The 20,509-nt window shown below is 68.6% G+C and carries 20 protein-coding genes; 12 read left to right on the top strand and 8 right to left on the bottom strand.

The window, feature by feature from the left end:
- The first annotated feature begins 27 nt into the window (after positions 1-27).
- From Q7J39_RS13095 to Q7J39_RS13080, 4 genes are all read left to right on the top strand, one after another.
- Entirely contained in the window at positions 28-1,332 is a 1,305-nt protein-coding gene (locus Q7J39_RS13095; protein WP_304825595.1) for a glycosyltransferase family 4 protein, read from the top strand.
- Positions 1,326-2,045, top strand: a complete 720-nt coding sequence (locus Q7J39_RS13090; RefSeq protein WP_304825592.1) for a class I SAM-dependent methyltransferase — start codon at positions 1,326-1,328, stop codon at positions 2,043-2,045. The genes Q7J39_RS13095 and Q7J39_RS13090 overlap by 7 nt, the downstream gene beginning before the upstream one ends.
- Positions 2,042-3,094, top strand: a complete 1,053-nt coding sequence (locus Q7J39_RS13085) for a hypothetical protein (RefSeq protein WP_304825589.1) — start codon at positions 2,042-2,044, stop codon at positions 3,092-3,094. Before Q7J39_RS13090 ends, Q7J39_RS13085 begins: the two co-directional genes overlap by 4 nt.
- A 135-nt stretch (positions 3,095-3,229) precedes the next feature.
- On the top strand, positions 3,230-3,805 hold the full coding sequence (locus tag Q7J39_RS13080; protein ID WP_304825586.1) for a uridine kinase: 576 nt from the start codon (positions 3,230-3,232) through the stop codon (positions 3,803-3,805).
- Between the two features lie 1,071 nt (positions 3,806-4,876).
- Here Q7J39_RS13080 and Q7J39_RS13075 read toward each other — a convergent pair.
- Positions 4,877-5,488, bottom strand: a complete 612-nt coding sequence (locus Q7J39_RS13075; RefSeq protein WP_304825584.1) for a class I SAM-dependent methyltransferase — start codon at positions 5,486-5,488, stop codon at positions 4,877-4,879.
- A gap of 64 nt (positions 5,489-5,552) precedes the next feature.
- On the opposite strand from Q7J39_RS13075, the gene Q7J39_RS13070 reads away from it, so the two are divergent.
- Entirely contained in the window at positions 5,553-6,890 is a 1,338-nt protein-coding gene (locus Q7J39_RS13070; protein ID WP_304825581.1) for a M28 family peptidase, read from the top strand.
- A 9-nt stretch (positions 6,891-6,899) separates the two neighbouring features.
- Here the strand turns inward: Q7J39_RS13070 and Q7J39_RS13065 are convergent, their stop codons facing one another.
- Positions 6,900-7,283, bottom strand: coding sequence for a hypothetical protein (locus tag Q7J39_RS13065; RefSeq protein WP_304825578.1), 384 nt, complete (start codon positions 7,281-7,283; stop codon positions 6,900-6,902).
- Positions 7,284-7,335: 52 nt separating this feature from the next.
- Between Q7J39_RS13065 and Q7J39_RS13060 the strand changes: the two genes are divergently transcribed.
- On the top strand, positions 7,336-8,046 hold the full coding sequence (locus Q7J39_RS13060; protein ID WP_304825575.1) for a hypothetical protein: 711 nt from the start codon (positions 7,336-7,338) through the stop codon (positions 8,044-8,046).
- Here the strand turns inward: Q7J39_RS13060 and Q7J39_RS13055 are convergent.
- The 5 genes from Q7J39_RS13055 to Q7J39_RS13035 are packed head-to-tail and all read right to left on the bottom strand — an operon-like array spanning position 8,039 to position 11,962.
- Positions 8,039-8,995: an alpha/beta fold hydrolase gene (locus Q7J39_RS13055; protein WP_304825572.1), complete on the bottom strand. Its 957-nt coding sequence runs from the start codon at positions 8,993-8,995 to the stop codon at positions 8,039-8,041. The two genes, Q7J39_RS13060 and Q7J39_RS13055, sit on opposite strands and share 8 nt — an antisense overlap.
- A 48-nt stretch (positions 8,996-9,043) precedes the next feature.
- The gene (locus Q7J39_RS13050; RefSeq protein ID WP_304825568.1) at positions 9,044-9,361 is read right to left on the bottom strand and encodes a peptidase inhibitor I78; all 318 of its coding nucleotides are present in this window, start codon (positions 9,359-9,361) and stop codon (positions 9,044-9,046) included.
- A complete protein-coding gene (locus tag Q7J39_RS13045) occupies positions 9,358-9,813 on the bottom strand; it encodes a DNA polymerase III subunit chi (RefSeq protein ID WP_304825566.1) in 456 nt (151 codons plus the stop codon). The genes Q7J39_RS13050 and Q7J39_RS13045 overlap by 4 nt, the downstream gene beginning before the upstream one ends.
- Complete coding sequence (locus Q7J39_RS13040; RefSeq protein ID WP_304825564.1) at positions 9,806-10,495, bottom strand: hypothetical protein; 690 nt, start codon at positions 10,493-10,495, stop codon at positions 9,806-9,808. Before Q7J39_RS13040 ends, Q7J39_RS13045 begins: the two co-directional genes overlap by 8 nt.
- Before the next feature lie 9 nt (positions 10,496-10,504).
- On the bottom strand, positions 10,505-11,962 hold the full coding sequence (locus tag Q7J39_RS13035; protein WP_304825562.1) for a leucyl aminopeptidase: 1,458 nt from the start codon (positions 11,960-11,962) through the stop codon (positions 10,505-10,507).
- Positions 11,963-12,122: 160 nt separating this feature from the next.
- On the opposite strand from Q7J39_RS13035, the gene lptF reads away from it, so the two are divergent.
- The 6 genes from lptF (at position 12,123) to rsmA (ending at position 19,933) form a co-directional block, all read left to right on the top strand.
- Positions 12,123-13,262 (top strand): LPS export ABC transporter permease LptF, encoded by a 1,140-nt coding sequence (gene lptF, locus Q7J39_RS13030; RefSeq protein WP_304825560.1) that lies wholly within the window; start codon positions 12,123-12,125, stop codon positions 13,260-13,262.
- On the top strand, positions 13,259-14,362 hold the full coding sequence (locus Q7J39_RS13025) for an LptF/LptG family permease (RefSeq protein WP_304825558.1): 1,104 nt from the start codon (positions 13,259-13,261) through the stop codon (positions 14,360-14,362). Before lptF ends, Q7J39_RS13025 begins: the two co-directional genes overlap by 4 nt.
- A gap of 61 nt (positions 14,363-14,423) precedes the next feature.
- The gene (locus Q7J39_RS13020; RefSeq protein WP_304825556.1) at positions 14,424-16,703 is read left to right on the top strand and encodes an LPS-assembly protein LptD; all 2,280 of its coding nucleotides are present in this window, start codon (positions 14,424-14,426) and stop codon (positions 16,701-16,703) included.
- 70 nt (positions 16,704-16,773) lie between these two features.
- Positions 16,774-18,114, top strand: a complete 1,341-nt coding sequence (locus Q7J39_RS13015) for a peptidylprolyl isomerase (protein WP_304825554.1) — start codon at positions 16,774-16,776, stop codon at positions 18,112-18,114.
- Positions 18,111-19,118, top strand: coding sequence for a 4-hydroxythreonine-4-phosphate dehydrogenase PdxA (pdxA, locus tag Q7J39_RS13010; protein WP_304825552.1), 1,008 nt, complete (start codon positions 18,111-18,113; stop codon positions 19,116-19,118). The genes Q7J39_RS13015 and pdxA overlap by 4 nt, the downstream gene beginning before the upstream one ends.
- Positions 19,118-19,933: a 16S rRNA (adenine(1518)-N(6)/adenine(1519)-N(6))-dimethyltransferase RsmA gene (rsmA, locus tag Q7J39_RS13005; protein ID WP_304825550.1), complete on the top strand. Its 816-nt coding sequence runs from the start codon at positions 19,118-19,120 to the stop codon at positions 19,931-19,933. The genes pdxA and rsmA overlap by 1 nt, the downstream gene beginning before the upstream one ends.
- On the opposite strand, the gene Q7J39_RS13000 is transcribed toward rsmA, so the two are convergent.
- On the bottom strand, positions 19,930-20,466 hold the full coding sequence (locus Q7J39_RS13000) for a hypothetical protein (protein WP_304825548.1): 537 nt from the start codon (positions 20,464-20,466) through the stop codon (positions 19,930-19,932). The genes rsmA and Q7J39_RS13000 overlap by 4 nt on opposite strands.
- Positions 20,467-20,509 lie beyond the last annotated feature (43 nt).

The following is a 20,509-nucleotide window of genomic DNA, read 5'->3' as shown; positions in this document are numbered from 1 at the left end:
GCCGCTGACGCGTTAAGGACAGCGGCGATGCTGCAAACACCCTCTCCCCCTGTCGGCGTCTCGGAGACGCGCGCCCCGTCCGGGGTCGTCGGCGCTCCGCCGCTGCGCATCGCATTTCTTTCCTATCGATCTGATCCTCGCGTTGGGGGACAGGGCGTCTATCTCAGCCAGGCCGCCGCGGCCCTGGCCCGCCGGGGCCACCAGGTCGACATCCTCTCAGGTCCGCCCTACCCCGACGTGCCCGACGGCGTGCGCCTGATCACCCTGCCGTCGCTGGACCTCTACAATCAGCCGCACAATGGCCACCGCGCCCTTCGCTGGCGCCACCTGCTGAGCTGGACTGACACCGCCGAGTATTTCGGCCACTGGCTCGGCAAGTTCATGGAGCCGTGGACCTTCGGCCGCCGCGCCGCGAAATACCTGCGCGCCCACCGCGGCGACTACGACGTGGTGCTGGACAACCAGTCTCTGAGCCAAGGCCTGCTGGACATCGAGCGCGCCGGCCTGCCCGTGGTCGGCGTCATCCACCACCCGATCCGCCGTGACCTGGAGCTGGCGCTCGCCGCCGAACCCCAGTGGGGCATGCGCCTGCTGACCCGCCAGTGGTATTCGTTCCTGAAGATGCAGGAGAAGGTCGCCCCGCGCCTCGCCGAGGTGATCGCGGTCTCAGAGGCGGCCGCCGCCGACGTGGCCGCCTGCCTCAAGGTCGACCGCCGGGCGATGAGCGTCATCCACCTGGGCATCGACCAGGACACTTTCAAACCTCAGCCCGACATCCGGCGGCGCGACAATCGGCTGCTCACCACCGCCAGCGCCGACGTGCCGCTGAAGGGCCTGAAGCACCTGATCGAAGCCTATTCCGCCCTGCTGGAGACCTATCCGCGCCTTGAGCTCGTCGTCATCGGCAAGCTGCGCGAAGGCCCCACCACCGAGCTGCTGGACGACCTCAACCTGCTGGACCGGGTCAGCTTCATCCACGACCTCAGCAATGACGAGATGGCCGAGCAGTATGCGCGGGCCACCATCTGCGTGACCCCCTCCCTCTACGAAGGCTTCGGCCTGCCCGCCGCCGAGGCCATGAGCTGCGGCGCCCCCGTGGTGGTCACCGACGGCGGCTCCCTACCCGAGGTGGTCGGCGACGCCGGCGTCATCGTGCCCAAGGGCGATAGCGCAGCCCTGGCCCGCGCCATCGGCGCCCTGCTGAACGATCCGGCCCGCCGCGCCGACCTGGGCGCCGCCGCCCGCCAGCGCGCCCGCAAGGCCTTCTCCTGGGACCGGGCCGCCGAGGCCTATGAGGCTGTCCTGCGCCGCGCCATCGCCCGCCAATGCTGACCGTCAGACTTGAAACCCTGGGCCTGAAGGCCGGCGACTGGGTGCTGGACCTGGGCTGCGGCGAAGGCCGCCACGTCCACGGCGTGCACATGATCCCCGGGGTCAATGTCGTGGGCCTGGACCTCGACATCCCCAGCCTGGTGAAGGCCCGCGAGGGCCTGGACCACCTGCCACCGGTCACGGACGGCGCGGCGACCGGTTTCCTCTCCGGCGACGCCTACCGCCTGCCCTTCGCCGACGCCGCCTTCGACGTGGTGATCTGCTCGGAGGTGCTGGAGCACCTGCACGAATACGACAAGGCGCTGGCCGAGATCCGCCGCGTGCTGAAGCCCGGGGGCCGCTTCGTCCCCACCGTGCCCCGCGCCTGGCCCGAGCGCATCTGCTGGGCCCTGGCGCCCGGCAAGGACGGCTATGCCGACCAGCCCGGCGGCCACGTCCGCATCTTCCACGAGCCGGACCTGCGCAAGTCCATCAGCGACCTCGGCTTCACCTATCGTGGCAAGCACTATGCCCACGCCCTGCACAGCCCCTACTGGTGGCTGAAGTGCGCCTTCTGGGACCGCCGCGACGACCATCCGCTGGTGAAGCTCTACCACCGCTTCCTGGTCTGGGACCTGATGGACCGGCCGGCCCTTACACGGGTGCTGGAGGCCATCGCCAATCCCTTCGCAGGCAAGAGCGTGGCGCTCTATTTCCGCAAGGCGCCCGCATGAGCCTGGCCTTCGACCGCGTCGGCGGCCCGCTCGCCCCCTATGCCGGCGCCCTGGACGTCATCCTGGCGCAGCAACAGGCCAATGGCGCCATCCCATGGTTCGACAAGGGCCCTTGGGACCCCTGGAACCACGCCGAATGCCTGATGGCCCTGGGCGCCATGGGCGAGTTCGAGGCGGCCGATCGGGGCTTCGGGTATCTCGCCTGGTCGCAGGAGCAGTCCGGCGCCTGGCTCGGCGAGTACGGCAACACCCTGCCGATGGCCGACCGCCTGCACATGGCCCGCACACCGGCCGCGGCGTTCCGAGACAGCAACTTCGCCGCCTATCCCGCCGTGGCGCTCTGGCACCGCTACCGCCTGGACAACGACCTGACCTTCACCCGCCGTTACTGGCCGATGGTGAAGTCCGCCATCGACTTCGTACTCACCCTGCAGCACCCGGAAGGCGACATCTCCTGGAGCCAAGAAGCCTTCGGGACCGGCGCCGATGACGCCGTGCTCGCGGGCAACGCCTCGATCTTCAAGAGCCTTGACTGCGCCCTGAAGCTGGCCGACCTGCTAGGGGAACCCCAGCCGGCCTGGCGCCAGGCCAAGGATCGTCTCAGCTGCGCCATTCGCCACGCGGCCCACCGCTTCGACCGCCTGCAGGACCGCTCGGACTTCGCCATGGACTGGTACTATCCGGCCCTGGCCGGCGTGCTGTCGCCCGGCGCCTCCTTCGCCCGCCTCGAGTCCCGCGCCCCACGCTTCGCCGTCCTCGGCCGTGGCTGCCGTTGCGTGGCCAGCCAGCCCTGGGTGACGGTGGCGGAGTCCTGCGAACTGGCCATGGCCCTGCTCAGCCTCGGCGCACGGGCGGCCGCCGGCGCCCTGCTGGACGCCCAGCTCAACCACCGCGACGGCGACGGCGCCTTCTGGATGGGCTGGCAGTTCGAGGAGCAGATCGTCTGGCCCCGCGAACGCCCCACCTGGACCCAAGCCGCCGCCATCCTGGCCTTCGATGCGCGGCTCGGCGCGTCGGCGGCGTCGGATGTGCTGATCTCGCGGGCCTAGCTCAACAGGTTCGCCATGCCTGGACGGACGTCACCGTGGCCGACAAGTCGCGGGTCGAAGTCCACTCTCCGGAACCGATCCAATTTCCCCATTCGACCCGTTGCCGAAGTTCAGAATGTCTGTTCAGCATGGCCAATGCGGCTGAACTTCGATGAGATCGTTGAGACGGTTGCGTCCAAACCTAAGCCGCTCCTGGTGGCGGTCGATGGCCTACCACTAGCTGGCAAGTCGACGCTGGCTGAGCGGCTAGTCAGAGAACTCGGCGCGGAGTGCCTCTCGCTCGATGATTTCGTGAAGCCAGAAGTGGAGTGGCCCTCGAGGAACACGCCTTCATTCCCCTTCGACTATGTCCGCTATGATGCGTTCATGGCAGCCATACATGCGTTGGCGCGCTTTGGCCGCTGTTCCTACCACCCTTACGATTGGAGCACCGGCTCCGTGTCCAGCGAGCTCAAGGTTGTGTCGGCCGAACGCCTTGCGGTGGTGGAGGGCGTTTCGGCCCTGCACCCCGATCTGGCGCCTCTCTACGATATGAGAGTGTGGGTCGAGAGTGACCCGGGGACTACGCTCTCGGCGGCGTTGGAAAGAGCTGTCGGTGCATGGGCGCGCGAGTGGGAGATGATGTTCCTGCCAAGCGCTATGCTCTATCTGCAGAGCGGCCCCAAGACGCGAGCAGACGTGATCGCCATCGGTAGAGGATCAGCCAGGTAAGCTCGGCGTCCGCTGACCACCCTTTGCAGGCGTCGACCGGGTCTGGTTTCGGGCGGTGTCAGGAACGTCTGCTTGCCGCGGCCTTGCTCGAGGCCGCTCGCGACCCAAAGCGGACCTTTACACAGAGACATAACGCTGTTCTGGCTCTACAGCTTGGTCGATCTGATGGCTCAGACTGGGCCTTGCTACGAGTCAGCGGGAGGCCCGCCGCCGGACCGAGGCACAAGGAGACGCGCCATGAAGGCCTCTGCAGGAATTCTCATCGCGCTAGGCGCTGCCCTATCCGCCGGATCAGCTTTCGCTCAAAGCGCGACCACCAGCCAATCGGGTGCGACAGTCGCCACCGAGAGGACGTCGCCCCCGGCAAATCGACTCCGCGTAATCAACAACCGCGAAACTGACACTGCGCAGGTCGGAGAGTCTCCCCGGGTCGGTCCCGGCGCAACGCCCGTCAACGGCGCCGGCGGTCAAGGTGGCGGAAATATCCAGGTCGGAAGGGATGATCTCCTCACTACGGGCCAGAGCATAAACATCCAGGTCGGAAAGGATGATCTCATCAATACGGGCCAGAACACATTCATCCCCGCCGCTGGAAGCCGTGTGGCCCTTCGGAGGAACTCCGGCGCGCCCCCCCTGCAGATCGGAACCACCGACAGAGAGGGCTGGGTCTCGACCACGCTTCGGGTGGAACCCGGGGCGTACGAGGTCACTGCCGCATGCCTGGCGCGCGCACCCTGCCGACTCGCCTCGGTCTCCATCGACGGGCGCAGTCTTACCGCCGACGCGAACGGCCGGTTTGTCCTCACGGTGCAAGCTGGTGCCTCGTCCTTGAGGGTGAGGGTGCAGGCGGACGTAGCGACCCTAAGGTAGGACAATACCCTGCGACAATCGGGAGGGCGAGGGTTCCCGGAGGTAGAACCCTGCCCTTCAGACAGGCGGAACTCGGCTTCGCAATAGAGTTTCACCAAGCGGCGCCGCAGGCCGAGCCATTACTGTCTCCTTTCCACCCTTCTCGGCCGTTGGGAATGTCCGGTTTCGGCGCGAAAGATGCCCGAACTCCGCGAGCCGAGTTCAAACCCGCCGCAACACCCGCAAACTCTTCACCGCCGCCACCTCTTCGTAGAGGTCCGAGGCCAGGGCCCGCTGGTAGATCTCGAAGGGCGGCCGGCCGCCGTCCGCCGGGTCGGGGAACACGTCGTGGATCGCTAGCGTCCCGCCCGCCATCAGGTGCGGCGTCCAGTGGCGCCAGTCCCCGAGCGCGTGCTCCATGGTGTGGCCGCCGTCGATGAACAGGAAGCTCAGCGGCGTGGCCCAGGCCTTGGCGATCAGGGCCGAGCGGCCCACCACCGGAAACACCACGTCCTCCAGACCCGCGCGGCGCAGGGTCGTGCGCAGGAACGGCAGGGTGTCCATGGCGTTCGCCGCGTCGTCCCACAGCTCAGCGTCGTGATATTCCCAGCCCGGCTGGTTCTCCTCCGAGCCGCGATGGTGGTCGACGGAGAACAGCACGCCGCCGGCCGCCTGGCAGGCGGTCCCCAGATAGACCGCTGACTTGCCGCAATAGGCCCCGATCTCCAGGCACGGGCCGCGCGGGGCGCAGGCAAGCGCCGCCTCATAAAGCGCCGCCCCCTCGGCGGGGTCCATGAAGCCTTTGACGCTGTCGATATCGATGGGGAGTTTCATGGCGGTGTCCTAGCAGAGCGCGACGCCCTGGCGTAACAATCGACATCGCTTTTGGAAGGTCCCCATGCGCCCCATCCTGCTGACCGCCCTGCTCGCCTTCCCCCTGCTCACCGCCGCCGCCAAGCCGCAGCCCGAGCTGGTCCAGATCGCCAAGGACGTTCAGCAGTCCAGGCTGCACGCCACCGTCACCAAGCTGGTGAGCTTCGGCACCCGCCACACCCTGTCGGACCGCAACTCCGAGACCCGTGGCATCGGGGCCGCCGAGCGCTGGACCGCCGCCGAGTTCGAAGCGATTTCAAAGGCCTGCGGCGGTTGCCTCACCGTCGCTGTCCCGAAAGAGACCTTTACCGGCCGCCGCGTGCCCAATCCCACCGAGATCGGCGCCATCCTGGCCATCCAGAAGGGGACCACCGATCCGGACCGGGTGATCATCATCTCCGGCCACATCGACAGTCGCGTGACCGACGTGATGGACTTCACCTCCGACGCGCCGGGCGCCAATGACGACGGCTCGGGCACCGCCGCCGTGATCGAGGCCGCCCGCGTGCTGTCGAAACATAGGTTCCCAGCGACCTTGGTATTCGCCGTGCTGGAGGGGGAGGAACAGGGCCTCTACGGCGGCAAGGTGCTGGCCGCCTACGCCAAGCAGCAGGGCTGGCGGGTCGAGGCTGATCTCAACAACGACATCATCGGCAACACCCACGGCGCCAGCGGCGTCCACAATGACCGCCAGGTCCGGGTGTTCTCCGAGGGCACCAAGGCCGTCGAGACACCGGAACAGGCCAACAGCCGCCGCTACAATGGCGGCGAGGTCGACAGCCCCTCGCGCAACCTGGCCCGCTTCGCCGACGGCCTAGCCGACACCTATCTGAAGGATCTCGACGTGGTGATGGTCTATCGCACCGACCGCTACGGTCGCGGCGGCGACCAGGTGGAGATGCTCAACGCCGGCTTCCCCGCCATCCGTGTCACCGAGGCCGCCGAGCACTATGACCGCCAGCACCAGGACCTGCGCAGCGAGAACGGCCGGGTCTATGGCGACACGATTGACGGTGTCGACTTCCCCTACCTGACCAAGGTCACCCAGCTCAACGTCATGATGATGGCGGCCCTCGCCCGCGCCCCCGCGCCCCCGGAGGGCGTGAAGATCGAGGGGGCGGTCTCCCCCGACACCAAGGTCTCCTGGGACCCCAGCCCCGGTGCGGCGAGCTACCGCATCCACTGGCGCGAGACCACCGCGCCGCGCTGGCAGCATTCCAGGGACACCGCGGCCACCACCGACCTGCTCAAGAGCGTCGTCATCGACGACTGGTTCTTCGGCGTCTCGGCCATCTCCGCCGACGGCTATGAGAGCCCGGTGGTCTTCCCCGGCGCGGCGGGGTCGTTCAGCGTCACCAAATAGGCGCGGGCTCTACGGCGCGTAGCTGGAGCGCGCCTTGACGCCCCAGTGGCCGTCCTCCCGCGTGATCACATAGATGGAATCGAACCCGCCGATCACGCTGCCGTCCTTGCGGAAGCGGCTGAAGCGGGTGTCGATGTGGACCTTGTCGGCGCCCGCATGGATCACCTCGCGCCGTTCCCAGGCCGAATGGTCCCAGTCGGCCAGCGCGCCCTTGTCGAACATGCCCGGCTTGTGGTCGCCCGCCTGCAGGATCACCAGGGTTCCGGAGGCCAGCCGCACGCTGGGGAAGTTGAAGGTGGCGTCCCAGCGCGCCACATCCCGCGCATTGAACCCTGCCATGAACTCGTCCAGCACGCCTTGGGCGGCGGCGATCTCGGCTGCGAACTGCGTCATCGTGTTCTCCCTCTTTGCTGTTAGCATCGGCCTCAAATCCAGGGAGGCAAGCATGAACAGGCTGATCATCTGCGGCGCCGCGGCGCTCATCGCCATCGGCGCACTGACCACCACGGCGGTCGTCGCCAAGGAAAGGTCCAAGACCACCTTCTTCATCACCAGCGTCGGCCCCGGCAAGGGCGGCGACCTGGGCGGGTTGAAGGGCGCCGACGCCTGGTGCAAGAAGCTGGCGGTCGAGGCCGGTATCGGCGACCACGCCTGGCGCGCCTACCTCTCGGCCACCGACGCCAAGGGCAAGGCGCTCAACGCCCGCGACCGCATCGGCAAGGGGCCCTGGGTCAACGCCAAGGGCGTGCAGATCGCCTCCAGCCTGGATGACCTGCACAGCGAAGGGGCGCTGACCAGCAAGGCCAATTCCCTCGACGAGAAGGGAAGCCCCGTCAAAGGCCGCGGCGACAGCCCCAACCAGCACGACATCATGACCGGCTCGCTCACCGACGGCCGCCTGGCGCCGCCGGTGGCCATGCCCCTGCCCGCCAATGCGCCAGCCGGAACCCCGGCTCCCGTCGCGCCGCCGAACCTGACCTGCAACAACTGGACGTCGTCGGGCGAGAGCCGGACCATGGTCGGCCATCACGACCGCATCGGCGGCGGCCAGAACCCCACCTCCTGGAACGCCGCCCACCAGACCCGCAGCTGCTCGCAGCCCGACCTGGTGGCCACCGGCGGCGCGGGCCTCTTCTACTGCTTCGCCGCTAAGTAGCGGGGAGCCCGGCGAGGAAGGCGCGCAGGTCCTTGGCCGATCGATCAGGAATCTGCTCCATCGGCACGTGGCCGACGCCGGGATAGGTGATCAGCTTGGCGCCGGGGATGGCGCTGGCCAGCCCGCGCCCGGCGGCGACGTCGATCACCGTGTCGGCCTCGCCGTGCATCACCAGGGTCGGAGTCTTGATCGTGCCGAACACCGACCGGTCGATACGCCTCTGCGGGCCGTCGCGGCCCGAGGTCAGAATGGCGCGGTGCCCGGGCGCGAGCGCCAGCTCCACATAGCGGTCCACCACGGCCGGGGTGACCACGCTCTCATCGACATAGGCCGACTTCAGCCCCCGGGTCGCCAGGGGCCGGGGGTTGATGTTGCGCAGCAGGGCGCGGCCGGCCGAGTTGCCCAGCAGCTTGAACACCACCGGCGGCTTCTCATTGCCCTTGTCCTCGCGGGGCCAGCCGGCGGCGTCCACCAGGACCAGGCCGTTCAGCCGCTGCGGATGGGCCAGGGCGTAGGCCCAGGAGACCCCGCCGCCCATCGAGTTGCCGACGATGACGAACCGGTCGGCCTTCAGACGGCGGGTCAGTTCGTCCACCACCGCCACATTGGTCGCCTGGGCGGCGGTATAGCCCTCGGGCGCGCGCGTCAGGCCGTGGCCGGGCAGGTCCAGGCTGATGACCCGATAGTCGGGCGCCAACCGCGCCACCCAGGGCTCCCAGGTGTGCAGCGAGGCGGCGAACCCATGCACCAGCACCACGGCGGGCCCGTCGGCCTTGCCCTGGTCGCGGTAGTGGACGCGCAGGTCCCCCGGCAGATCCATGTAGTGCGAGGCCGGCCCGCCATACTTGGCCTCCAGCGTCGCATAGGGAATGTCCTTGGCGGTCAGGGCGCATCCGGCCAGGACCATGCCCGCGCCTAGCACCGCCAACAGTCCGATCACCCACTTCATGCCCGTTCCCCCGTTTCCGGTAACAGGCCAGACTGACCCTTGGTCAGGTCAACCGCACTTCACCTCTTTCACTCTGCCGGTCTGGGCGTCGTAGAAGAAGTTCAGCCGCCGGGCGCTGTAATCCATGGTCACCGGGCAGGTGGTGCAGGCCACCCGCTGCAGGGCCGGCAGCACCGGGATCGGAATCTCGCTGCGGGGCCGCCCGACATATCTCTGCGCCTCGGCCGCGCCGCACTGGTCGGCGGGGGTGGACGGCGGCGGCGGCGGCCGATGCGCCACCGGCGGCGGCGGCGGGGCCGGCGCGTCACTGGCGCAGGCGCTCATCAGCAGGAGCAGGCCCAGGCCCGCCGCGATCTTGATCTTCATGCCTGCTTCTCCCAACCGCGACCCTGCTGCTTCCAATACGACGCCGGCAGGCCCTTGGCCTTCACCGACTTCCATTGGCGGCGCGCCGTGGCCAGGGCCTCCTCGTCGCCGCCGTCGAACAAGACCACGCACCGGGTGTAGTCGCCAAGCTCGCCCGGCTCGGCGCCGTCCACCAGGAACAGGGCGTCGGCCCCGTTCGGGTTCCCGTCGCTGGTGGTGAGCAGGATCGGCTGCCGCGCGGCGCCCGGCTCGTCGGCGGGCGCATGGGGCAGGAAACTTTCGTCACGATAGGCCCATAGCCAGCCGTCCAGATGCTCCACCCGCTGCGGTCCCGTCGCCCGCACGATGGCCTTCCAGCCCCGCGCCAGGGTCTTCTCCAGCAGTTCGGGCAGGGCCTGGTCGAGCCCCGTGCGCTCCAGGTGGTAGAACCAGACTTCGCAGGCGTCAGCCATGGTCGCCCCGCACCAGGTTCACCAGGGCGCTCGCCACCTCGTCGGCATGGGTCATCATGGCCAGATGATGCCGCGCCAGGCGCAGGGTGGGAATAGCCTGACCGCGGGCGACCTTGGCCTCGTCCTCATAGGCCTTGGAGAGCCGCAGATAGGCCCAGCCTATGTCATCGGGGAGATCGAGCGCCGGCGCGGTCTCTTCCAGATAGGCCAGGGGCGTCGGGGTCAGTTCGGACACGAAGGTCTCCCGCGTCGCCCCCTCCGGCAGGGTGGCCGCCAGCGCGCCCTCCGGGAACCACGCGTCCCAGGACGGAACCACACCGTCCACCGCCTTGGCTCGCAAGGAGTCCCCCAGGACCGGAGAGGCGGTCTCGAACCAGGTGCGGCCCGGGTGGGGCAGGATGGCGTCAACGAAGATCACCTGGCTCACCCCGCCGTTCGCCGCCGCCACGATGGACGCCGCCAGTGACCCCGCGCCCGAATGGACCCCCAGCACCACCGGATGCATCAGGGCGATCTGCTCGGCCACGCTGGCCGCCAGGGCGGGATAGTAGGGCGCCTCAAGCCTGTCCCAGGCCGGCAGCGTCGGCGCCGCGGCCCAGATCCCGCGCTCGGCGAAGTCGCCCACCACCGCGCGCCAGCAGCTCGCGCCCACCAGCGGGCTATGCAGCAGGGCGAAGCGCAAGGCCGGCGATCAGCCTTCGTACTTGTCGGCCACCATGCGGTTCAGCAGCCGCACGCCGAAGCCGGTGGCGCCCTCGGGAATGGTGGGGACAGGCGACGGCGACTTCCAGGCGGCGCCGGCGATGTCCAGGTGGGCCCACGGCACGTCGTTGACGAAGCGCTGGATGAACAGGGCCGCGGTGATCGATCCGCCGGCGCGGCCGCCGGTGTTCTTCACGTCGGCGATCACGGAGTCGATCTTCTTGTCGTAGTGAGCCGGCATCGGCATCCGCCACAACGGCTCGTCCTCGGCCTTGGAGGCCGCCAGCAGGTTGGTCGACAGTTCGTCGTTGTTGCTGAACAGGCCGCCCACATCATCTCCGAGTGCGACGATGATGGCCCCGGTCAGGGTGGCGAGATCCACCATGAACTTCGGCTTGAACCGCTGCTGGCAGTACCAGATGGCGTCGGCCAGCACGAGGCGGCCTTCGGCGTCGGTGTTGATGATCTCGATGGTCTGGCCGGACATGGAGGTGACCACGTCGCCCGGGCGCTGGGCGTTGCCGTCGGGCATGTTCTCCACCAGGCCCAGGATGCCGACCGCGTTGACCTTGGCCTTGCGGGCGGCCAGCACGTGCATGAGGCCCGAGACGGCGGCGGCGCCGCCCATGTCGGTCTTCATGTGCTCCATGTTGTCGGCGGGCTTGATGCTGATGCCGCCGGTGTCGAAGGTGACGCCCTTGCCGACGAAGGCGATGGGCTGGGCTTTCTTGTCGTCGGCGCCATTCCACTTGAGGATGGCGAGCTGGCTCTCGCGCAGGCTGCCCTGCCCCACCCCCAGCAGCGAGCCCATGCCCAGCTGCATCATCTCGGCCTCGCCGAGGATCTCGACCTCCAGGCCCAGCTCCTCCAGCTGCTTCACCCGCTTGGCGAACTCGGCGGGATAGAGGACGTTCGGCGGCTCGGAGACAAGGTCGCGGGAAAACGCGATGGCGTCGGCCAGGGCCGCGAGGTCGGCGAAGGCGCCGATGGCGCCGTCCACATCGCCGGTGACGATCTCGGCCTTGGTGATCGAGGGCTTCTTCTCCGCCGCTTCCTTCGTCCGGTACTTGTCGAAGCGGTAGGCGGCCAGGCGCACCCCGAAGGCGGCCTTGGCGGCAAGGCTCGCATCGCCGGCGATCTGCACCCGCAGGGTGGTGAGGCCCGAGGTCTTCACCGCGTTATAGGCGCTCGCGGCGGCAGTCTCGGCGCCCAGGCCGTCGAACCCATCGGCCTTGCCGGCGCCCACCAGCACCACGCGGACGGCGTCCGAACCGGCTGGGGCCAGCAGGTCCAGGGTCTGGCCCTTGGCGCCGGTGAACCGGCTGCCGGCGAGCGCCTTCGCAAAGGCGCCGCCCTGAAGGCCGGCGGCCTCGCCTTCGAACACGACGATCGCCAGGGCGCTCTTTTCACCAAGCGCGGCGTCGGCCGCGACGAACTGGATATCCATGGATTTCTCTCAAACTTCTCGACCCGGCGCGGCAAGCGCCCTGAACCTCACCCAGCCTGACCGTTCGTGCGGCGGTTGTGTGGCGGGGCGACGCATGGTTTAGAGCAGCTTCCCGTCACGGGCGCGGCAAATTTCTTGGCCCGCCCTATATTTCTTGCCGATGCGCCTGATCGATCGATACCTGCTCCGTCAGCTCTTGGGGCCGACCGTCCTGGCGACGGCGGCGTTGACGGCGGTCGCCTTGCTGTCCACCAGCCTGTCCCAGCTCGACATCATCGTCAGCCAGCGCCAGAGCGCGCTGGTCTTCCTGCAGGTGACGCTGCTGGCCATGCCGCAGCTCATCAACATGGTCCTGCCCATCGCCGTGCTGGTGGCCGCCTTGGTGGCGCTCAACCGGCTGCATGTGGAGCAGGAGATCGTGGTCTGCTTCGCGGGCGGCATGAGCCGCTGGCGGGTCATCGCGCCCGCCCTGCGGCTGGCCGCCGTCGTCACCCTCATCGCCCTGTTCATGAACCTCTGGGTCCAGCCGGCCGCGTCGCGGCAGATGCGCGAGACCCTGTTCCAGGTGCGCACCGACCTCGCCTCGACCCTGGTGCGCGAGGGCGAGTTCACCGAGCCCGCCCCCGGTCTCACCGTCTACGCGCAGTCGGTGGACAATGGCGGCCTGATCCACAACCTCTTCATCCACCAGACCAAGGACGACGGCGGGGCCACCACCTACACCGCCGACGAGGGCCGGGTGGTCAAGCGTGGCGACAAGCCGGTCCTGTTGATGCGCAAGGGCTCCAACCAGGAGTTCAGCCGCACCGGGGTGCTGAACTTCCTGTCCTTCGACGAGTACGTCTTCGACCTCTCCACCTTCCTGGAGAGCGATGAGCTGATCCACTACAAGCCCTCCGACCGTTACCTGCACGAACTGTTCTTCCCCGACCTGCAGCAGGTCTGGGAAAAGCAGAACCGCGATAAGATGCTGGCGGAGGGCAACGCCCGCCTGACCACGCCGCTCTACAACCTGACCTTCATGAGCTTCGCCTTGCTGGCCATTATCGGCGGCGGCTTCTCGCGCCTGGGCTACGGCCGACGGATCGCCGTCATCGGCGCCATGGCGGTGGGCGTCCGCATCCTTGGCTTCGTCATCCAGGCCGCCAGCGAGTCCGAGCCCTGGGTCAACGTCCTGCAGTACGTCGTGCCCCTGGGCGCCATGGGCCTGGCCCTGCGCGGCATCTTCAAGCAGCGGGTCAGCCGCTTCATCGACATGCGCAAACGGCCCCCCCGGATCGCCGGGGTCCAGGCCGCATGATCGGGATCGGCCGCCTCGAACGCTACGTCCTGCTCCGCACCTTCACCGGGGTCGGCGCGGCGCTCGCCGTCATCGCCGCGGTGATCCTGCTGGTGCAGTTCGTCGACCTGTCCCGGTCGGTGGGGGTGCGCGCCGACGTGGGCGTGGCTCAGCTCTTCGGCCTGACCCTGCTGAAGGCCCCGGCCCTCATCCTGCTGCTGCTGCCCTTCGTCTTCCTGGCCGGCGGCATCAGCGCCTATGTCGGCCTCAACCGCTCCAGCGAGCTGGTGGCCATGCGCGCGGCGGGCATCTCGGCCTGGCGCTTCATCCTGCCCTCGGCGGCGGCGGCCTTCCTCGTCGGCGTCCTGGCGGTCACCGCCTTCAACCCCTTGGCCTCGGCGCTCAGCGCTCGCTTCGAGGCCGATCGCGCCGGCCTGATGGAGAACTATCTCACCGACGCGCCCAAGGAGGTCTGGCTGCGCCAGGGCGACGATCGGAACCAGATCGTCATCCACGCCAAGGCCCGCGAGGCCGTCGCCGGGCGGGTCCGCCTGAAGGGCGTCTCGCTGTTTGTCTACCAGAAGAACAAGGCCGGCCTGCCCGAGTTCAAGCGCCGGCTGGAGGCCGCCGAGGCTGAACTCCTACCGGGCTTCTGGAAACTCACCGACGTCCGCGAGGCCACCGCCGGCGAGAGCTCGGTTCGCTCTGATTCCCTGTCGATCCGCTCCACCCTGGATTCCGAATCGGCCATGGAGCGGTTTGCGTCGCCCGACGCCATCGCCTTCTGGCGCCTGCCCGCCGCCATCCATCAGACCGAGCAGGCCGGCTTCTCCGCCGATGGGTATCGTCTGCGCTTCCAGCAACTGCTGGCCACCCCCCTGCTGTTTGCCGCCATGTCGGTGCTGGCCGCGGCCTTTTCGCTTCGGTTGGCCCGCCTGGGCGGCCTCGCCAGCCTGGCCGGGGCCGGGGTGGCCATCGGCTTCATCTTCTTTTTCTTCAACGAATTCTCTGGCGCCCTGGCCGATGCGGAGATCATTCCGCTCTACGCGGCGGCCTGGGCGCCGCCCTTGGTCGCCCTGCTGTCCGGGCTGACCTTGCTCTGCTACACCGAAGACGGTTGAATCGTTGGCGTTCCCCGCTATCCATCCGCCAACAGTCGCCCGGAGGGGGTTTCCTAGCTTCATGAGTCGCGGTCGCCTTCCCGTCTCCGTTAAGCGCGGCCTGCTGGCCAGCGTGGCGGTCATCGTCGTTTCGATGGCGGCGCAGGCCCATGCCCAGTCGCCGGCCAAGCCGTCGGCCGATGGGCTGGAGGCGGGTCAGCTCTACATGGAAGCCGACCTCGTCATCCGTGACGACAAGAACAAGATCACCACCGCCCGGGGCGAGGCCGAGGTCCGCTATGAGGGCCGCACCCTGCGCGCCGACGAACTGGTCTATGACGAGACCCGTGGGGTCGTCACCGCCAAGGGCCATGTCCAGATCATCAACGAGGACGGCAGCGTCGAGTATGCCGACGAGCTGACCCTCGACGACCAGATGAAGGCCGGGGTGGCCACCGGCTTCGCCGCGCGCATGGCGCCCAGCATCAAGATGGCGGCGGCCACGGCGGTCAAACGCAGCGACCGCGTCAACGAACTGAACCGGGCGATCTACACCCCCTGCGAGATCTGTACGCCGGAGGGCTCGCCCAAGACCCCCACCTGGTCGATCAAGGCCGACAAGGTGGTGCAGGACCGCGACCGCCAGCTCGTCTACTACCGCAACGCCGTGATCCGCGTGTTCGGCGCCCCGGTGCTGTACCTGCCGCTGTTCTGGCACCCCGATCCCCAGGCGGTCCGCAAGTCCGGCTTCCTGCCGCCTGAACTGGGCATCTCCAACCGACGCGGCCTGAGCTACGAACAGCCCTATCTGCAGGTTCTCTCGCCGTCTTCGGATGTGACGCTAAGCCCCCAGATTAACACGAAAGTTAATCCGTTCTTCAACGGTCGCTACCGCAAGCGGTTCTATTCCGGCGCGGTCGATGCGCGGTTCGGCTACACCTATGACACCGACTTCGATGGCAAGGGTAACGGCTTCGGCGACAGCACCAGCCGCAGCTACATCCTGGCCGCCGGCCAGTTCGCCATCAACGAGTCGTGGGACTGGGGCTTCACCGCTGAGCGCACCTCCGACGATCTGCTGTTCGACAAGTACGAGGTCGGAGATGTCTACGCCGCCCGCGGGGCCTATCTGGCCGACGACCGCCGGCTGATCTCCCAGCTCTATGCGACCCGTCAGGATCAGAGGTCCTATTTCTCCGCCGCGGCCTTCTCCATCCAGGGTTTGCGGCCCGGCGACAACGATCGCACCTTCCCCATCGTCGGCCCGCTGATCGAGGCCCGCTGGGAGCCCGAAGCCAATATCGCCGGGGGCCGCCTGCGCCTGCTGGGATCGGCCGTGGCGCTGACCCGCGACCAGGCGCCGACCGGCGCCCCGCCTCTACGCCTGCCCGGCCTCGACAGCCGCCGCGTCACCGGCGAGGCCGACTGGCGCGCCACCTACACCGCCCCTGTCGGCATTCGGGTTTCGCCCTTCCTGAACGTCCGAGGGGACGCCTACAGCCTCGATGACCTGAACGGGGTCAAGGGGACCTCCAGGACCCTGTCGCGCGGCTTGCTGGTGGCCGGGGCGGACATCACCTGGCCCTTCGTGCGCCGGTTCGCCGACTCCACGGTGATTCTGGAGCCCATCCTCCAGGTCGCGGCCTCTCCCGACGCCAAGCAGGTGATCGTGGGAACGTCGGCCGCGGGCGCGCCGATCTATCTCAACGAAGATTCCGTCGCCTTCGAGTTCGACGAGACCAACCTGTTCCGGGCCAACAAATTCCCCGGCTACGACCTCTATGAGGACGGCCTGCGGGTGAACGCCGGCGGCCGGGCCTCGGTGTTCTGGGACGACGGCCGCCGCGCCAGCCTGCTGGTGGGGCGCAGCTTCCGCAATGAGAGCAACGACGTCTTCTCCCCGCAGAGCGGTCTGCGCCAGACCAAGTCCGACTGGATCGTCGCCGCCGACGCTCAGCCCATCAAGGGCCTCTCATTCTTTGCCCGTACGCGCTTGGATTCAGACGACTTTACGGTTCAGCGCGCGGAGGCCGGCGCCAACCTGTCGATCAAGCGGGCCAACGGCTATTTCCGCTATCTGCGCGACCGCGCCGACGCCAACGGGACCAAGGTCGAGAACCTGGACCTGGGCGGCGACCTCTATCTCACCGAGCATTGGGGCATCACCGCCTACGGCAACCGCGACCTGGTGCAGGACGCCTGGGTGATCCGCGACCTGGGCATCACCTATCGCGACGACTGCACCCGCGTGGACGTCATCTATCGGCGCGAAGACACTGTCGTCGGACGACTAGGTCCGACGGAGTCTCTGGCCATACGCCTCACCCTCGCCACATTGGGCGGACCGTTGTATGCGAACTGAAAATCGCCACCGAATTGGCCCTTCGCATAGACCTGCCCATGGCCATCGCCTCCAAGGAAACCCTCCACCCATGATGCGTGCGCGTAATGTCACGGGCCTCTCGGCGCGCGGCGCCGCCCTGGCGATCGCCCTGGCCACCACGGCGCTGCCCCAGGTCCTATGGGCTCAGGAAGCCGCGCCGGCGCAAGCGCCGGCCGCGCCCATCGCCCCAGCCGGGATCAACGAGTCGGTGGCCGCGGTGGTCAATGACGACATCATCTCGACCTACGACCTGGCCCAGCGCATGCGTCTGCTGATCGCCACCTCGGGCGTCCAGCCGACCCAGCAGAACCTCGCCCAGTTCCAGCGTGAGGCTCTCGTCGGCCTGGTGGACGAACGCCTGCAACTCCAGGAACTGCGCCGCGTCGAGCGCGACCAGAAGATGGAGATCATCGCCACCGACGACGAGGTCTCCGAAGAGCTCGCCGAGATGGCCAAGGGCAACAACATGTCCCTCGAGCAGTTCCTGGGCAATCTGAAGGCCCAGGGCATCGGCGAGGAGACCCTTCGCCAGGAGGTCCGCTCCAACACCAGCTGGCAGCGCTGGATCCGCGGCCGCTACGGCTCGCGTCTCCGCATCGGCGACGATCAGGTCAAGGCCGTGCAGCAACGCCTGGCCGCGGCCGCCTCCAAACCCCAGTACCAGATCAGCGAAGTCTTCATCGACGCCAACCGGGTCGGCGGCATGGACACAGCCATGACCGGCGCCGGCCAGCTCATCACCCAGATGCAGCAGGGCGCGCCCTTCCCCGCCGTGGCCCGTCAGTTCTCTGCCGCCGCCACCGCGGCGGCCGGCGGCGACGCCGGCTGGATCACCGCCGGCGAGATGGCTCCGGAAATCGACTCCGCCCTGGACCAGATGCGCCCCGGCCAGCTGTCGCGCCCCATCCAGGTCAAGGACGGCGTCTACATCATCTATCTCCGCGACAAACGCGCCGGCGCCGGCGGCATGATGGTCAACCTCAAGCAGGCCGCCATCGGCCTGCCCCCGACCGCCGACCAGGCCGCCGTTGACGCCGCCAGCGCCAAGCTCACCGCCCTGCGCGCCACGGTCACCGGCTGTGGCGATTTGGAGGCCCAGGCGGCCAAGACCACCGGCGTCATCGCCGGCGACCTCGGTGAAGCCGAGATCAAGGACCTGGCGCCCGCCTTCCGCGACGCCGCCGAGAGCCTGGAGGCCGGTCAGGTCTCCCAGCCGATCCGCACCTCGGCGGGCCTGCACCTGCTGGCCGTCTGCGCCAAGCGGGCCAGCGGCCAGGACGGTCAGTCCAAGGAGCAGATCGAGAACCGTCTGTTTGGACAGCAACTGTCCATGATCGCCCGGCGTTACATGCGTGACCTCAGGAACTCGGCGACAATCGAGACCAAGTGAAAACCGGACCGCTAGCGCTCACCCTTGGTGATCCCGCCGGCATCGGTCCGGAGATCATCGTCAAGGCGTGGGCTCAACTCCGCCAGACCGGTCCCGCCTTCCTGGTGGTGGGCGACAGCCAGTCCCTGGCCTCCGCATCAGGGTCCGGCGCGACCATCGTGCGCCGGGTGATCTCGCCCGACGAGGCGGCCAAGGTCTTCCCCGACGCCATCCCCGTCCTCGATATTCCCCTGCGCGCGCCCGTGGTTTCCGGCCAGCCCACCTCGGCGGCCGCCAAGTCAGTGATCGCCTGGATCGAGACCGCGGTGGGCCTGGCCCTCTCCGGCCAGGTCAGCGGCGTCGTCACCGCCCCCATCGCCAAGGCCCCGCTATACGAGGCCGGCTTCGCCTTCCCGGGCCATACCGAGTTCCTGGGGGAGCTGACCCAGGCCACCCGCTTCGACGGCGCTCGCGGGCCGGTCATGATGCTGGCCGTGCCCGGCCTGCGCACCACCCTCGTCACCGTCCATGAGCCGCTTTCCAAGGTGGCCTCGGCGCTGACCATCGAGAAGGTGGTCAATGCCGGCCTGGTGACCGCCCAGGCCCTGCGCCGCGACTTCGGCGTCGAGGTTCCCCGTCTGGCCGTGGCCGGCCTCAACCCCCACGCCGGCGAGAGCGGGACAATCGGCCGCGAGGAGCACGAGATCATCGCGCCCGCCATCCGCGCCCTGCGCGACATCGGCGTCGACGCGACCGGCCCCATCCCCGCCGACAGCCTGTTCCCGGAAGAGATGCGCGCCCGTTACGACGCCGCGCTCTGCATGTATCATGATCAGGCGCTCATCCCTGTGAAAATGCTGGACTTCTGGGGCGGCGTTAATGTGACTCTGGGCCTGCCTATCGTCCGCACCTCGCCTGACCACGGCACCGCCTTCGACATCGCCGGACGCGGCCTCGCCCGCGCCGACAGCCTGGTCGCGGCCATCCGCATGGCTGACGAGATCGCCACCCGCCGCGCCGCCTGATGGATCTCGACCACCTTCCACCCCTGCGCGACGTCCTCGACGCTCACGGCCTCGCGGCCAAGAAGAGCTTTGGCCAGCACTTCCTGTTTGACCTCAACATCACCCGCAAGATCGCCCGTCTCGCGGGCGTCGGCGCGGGCGACCATGTCATCGAGGTCGGCCCCGGCCCCGGCGGCCTCACCCGCGCCCTGCTGGAGACCGGCGCCCAGGTGACGGCGGTCGAAAAGGACCCCCGCTTCCTGCCGTTGCTGGCCGAGCTCAGCGACGCCGCGGGCGGCGCCCTGACCGTCCATCTCGACGACGCCCTCACCGCCGACGACACCGCCCTGGCCGCTGGCCGACCCACGGCCATCGTCTCCAACCTGCCCTACAATGTCGGCACCCCCCTGCTGATCAAGTGGCTGACCGGCCCCTTCCAGCCGACCTCCCTGACCCTGATGTTCCAGAAGGAAGTCGCCGAGCGGATCGTCGCCGAGCCGGGCTCCGAGGCCTATGGCCGGCTGGCGGTCATCGCCCGCGCCACCACCGAGGCCAAGCTGGTGATGGAGGTCTCGCCGCGCGCCTTCACCCCGCCGCCCAAGGTCACCTCGGCCGTGGTCCACCTGACGCCGCACGCCCAGCGCCTGGACCAGGCCCTGCTGGACCGCCTGCAGACGATCACCGCGGCCGCCTTCGGCCAACGCCGCAAGATGCTGCGCTCCAGCCTCAAGCCGCTGGGCGGCGAGGCGCTGTGCGAGGCCGCCGGCATCGACCCGGCCCGCCGCGCCGAGACCCTGGATATGGAAGAGTTCCTGGCCTTGGCCCGCGCGCGTTAGCGGGCCAGGTCCATCGCGTCGTTGGCGCAGGCCCGCGCGCCCGGCCCGTCGCCGAGACGATGCCAATCGGGCCCGCGATCCATCCGCGCGGAACAGCGCGGCCCGGCCCCCTGGGAGGAGAACTGCAGTCCGATCGACTGCCGGTCTCCCTGGCCATAGCCGCCATAGCCGTCATACTCGCCGTAGTTGGTGTAGGGGCTGTTGCGGCTCTTGCTGACCGCGATGGCCAGAGTCCCGGTCTCGCCGACCGGTATGACGCTGAGGCCTGAGAAGCTGCGATAGCCGCCGGTGCCGATCCCGACACTGACCTCGCCATGGATCTTGCGATCCCCCGGCGTGATCCCGTCCACGCCCGCCTCGTCGAGGCTGGGCATGGGGCCAGACTTGATGAACCGGTCGATCTGCGCCGCCGTCGAGGTGTCGGCCACGGGCGCCGGTGTCGCCGAGGCGGTCGACACCGCCTCCTGCGCCTGGGCTGAACCGGCGAAGGCCGCCAGGGCCACGCCCACCATCCAGAACTTCACGCGGGTCATCGGCGGCACTCCTTCGTCCCCAAGCTCGCCGCTGATTGCGGCG

Source organism: Phenylobacterium sp. (genome assembly GCF_030651185.1).
Lineage (GTDB): Bacteria > Pseudomonadota > Alphaproteobacteria > Caulobacterales > Caulobacteraceae > Phenylobacterium.
This window is presented reverse-complemented; position numbering and strand designations above follow the sequence as displayed.